The organism is Streptomyces sp. DSM 15324 (assembly GCF_001514285.1).
Lineage (GTDB): Bacteria > Actinomycetota > Actinomycetes > Streptomycetales > Streptomycetaceae > Streptomyces.
Genome location: NZ_KQ949062.1, coordinates 1 through 1,138, shown reverse-complemented (window position 1 = coordinate 1,138; position 1,138 = coordinate 1). Strand labels below are relative to the sequence as shown.

General features: G+C 69.8%; 1 protein-coding gene and 1 pseudogene. Both read right to left on the bottom strand.

Annotated features, from left to right (window positions below):
* The coding region (locus tag AQJ58_RS40165) for an ABC transporter permease (protein ID WP_159056435.1) at nucleotides 1-863 on the bottom strand (863 nt) is incomplete at its 3' end.
* A pseudogene (locus tag AQJ58_RS40160) lies at nucleotides 863-1,138 on the bottom strand (glycine/betaine ABC transporter ATP-binding protein); the annotation flags it as partial. The pseudogene AQJ58_RS40160 and the gene AQJ58_RS40165, both read right to left, overlap by 1 nt.

The window sequence follows — 1,138 nt, the reverse complement described above, 5'->3', positions numbered from 1 at the left end:
GCCCCCATGATCGACTGGTTGACGCCCATCACCACGGTCCCCTTGGACATCGGGAGCAGGACCTTCAACAGGGCCTGCCGACGCGTGGCGCCCAGGGAGTCGGCCGCCTCCGCGGTGGTCTCGGGGACCGAGCGGATGGCGTGCGCGGTGATGCGGATCGCCGGCGGGGCCGCGTAGATCGCCGTGGTGATCACGGTCGAGGCGCCGCCGATCAGGAAGAACAGGGTCAGCGGGGCCAGGTAGACGAAGGTCGGCATCGTCTGCATGAAGTCCAGGAACGGGGTCGCGACCCGGTTGAACCGGTCCGACAGCCCCGCCCACACCCCCAGCGGGATCGCGAACAGCAAGGCGACCAGGACCGCCGAGAGGGTCAGGGCCAGGGTGTCCATGCTCTCCTGCCACAGCCCCTGCAACCCCATGAACGTGAACCCGGCCACCGCCAGCAGCGCCACCCGCCAGTTCCCCACCGCCCACGAGACATACCCGGCGACGCCCACGACCCCCAGCCAGCCGATCTGCGGCACCGGCCGCGCGTCGGACGGCTGCGAGATCAGATCCCGGACGAAGGTCACCAGGCCGTCGATCACCAGCCGGATCTCGTTGAAGAAATACAGGAACAGCGGACTGGAATTGCGGTTCGCGCCGATGGAGTCGTTGACGTCGTTGAACCAGCGGTGCAGACCCGTCAGATCGGCCGCGGCCAGGGTCAGGGTCTGCCTGCCCCGCAGGACCGCGAAGAGCAGCAGCCAGACGACGAGGATCGCGCCGAGCACCATGGGCCGGCTGATCTTCCGGCGGGGAGTGGCGGGCGCGGCCTGCGCGGCCGTCTCCGTGGTGTCCGGTTTCTCGATGGCGACGGTCATCACCTGCCGCCTTCCTGCCCCGCGACGACCGCGAGGATCTCCTCGTCCCCCACGATCCCGAGCAGCTTGCCGTCCTCGACGACCTTCACCGGCTTCTCCGCCGCCAGCACCGCCCGCGTCGCCTCCCGCACCACCACGTCCGGACCCAGCTCCGGCCCGTCCAGCGCGTCACCGTCAACCGGCGCCCGCATGATCCACCGCAACGTCAGCACATCACCGCGCGGCACGTCCTTCACGAACTCCCGCACATAGTCGTCCGCCGGCGCCCCCACCAA